This is a genomic window from Psychrobacter sp. 1Y4, from assembly GCF_051847555.1.
The window spans coordinates 1-599 of the sequence record NZ_JBPYDE010000836.1 but is presented as its reverse complement, the minus strand read 5'-3'; the positions used below and the strand labels follow the sequence as shown (position 1 = coordinate 599).

Below are 599 nucleotides of genomic sequence, written 5' to 3'. Positions count from 1 at the left end.
CCGTAAGATCAAGGCATCTCTGCCATGCTAAGTAAATGGTCTGGGTATTATAACAAGAAGACCTATAATAAGCAGGTCTAAACCAAGATAAATTGCCGATAAGTTGTCTTCTGTCAGCATCACATGTGTGCTAAATGCCAAGTCTAATTGACCCATTGTTCACTATAGTTTTGCTTCGATACTTCTTAGACTTCATTTTAGACCTCATTATTTTGATGCCTGATATCACAATTTTTACCTAACCCTCATACTCCTTACAAACACTCACATCGCATTACTGGGCACCTATATAAATGTAGAGGCATAACTCGGTATTCTAGTTCCAGTTGTTAAGGCGATGTTTCTTGAGAGATGAATTACATCTACCTTGAATAAAAATGATTACTACAAACAATGAACCACCTAATCACTATAAAGAAAAGGAAATCCTCTATGAATAAGCAAGAACAAATCGACAAAATCCAAGACGTTATCAAAGATGTAAAATTTGCAATGTTAAGCACCGTCAATAGCAAAGGTGATGTACATGCTTGGCCAATGACAACCAGCGAAGCGAGTATCGGTGGTAAAGAGATCTGGTTCATCGGCGACAAAACATC

General features: G+C 37.6%; 1 protein-coding gene. It reads left to right on the top strand.

Annotation, left to right across the window (positions count from 1 at the left end; genetic code table 11):
• Positions 1–393: 393 nt before the first annotated feature.
• Positions 394–599: pyridoxamine 5'-phosphate oxidase family protein (locus ACS8FC_RS19140; RefSeq protein ID WP_439297953.1), on the top strand; the 206-nt coding region annotated here is incomplete at its 3' end.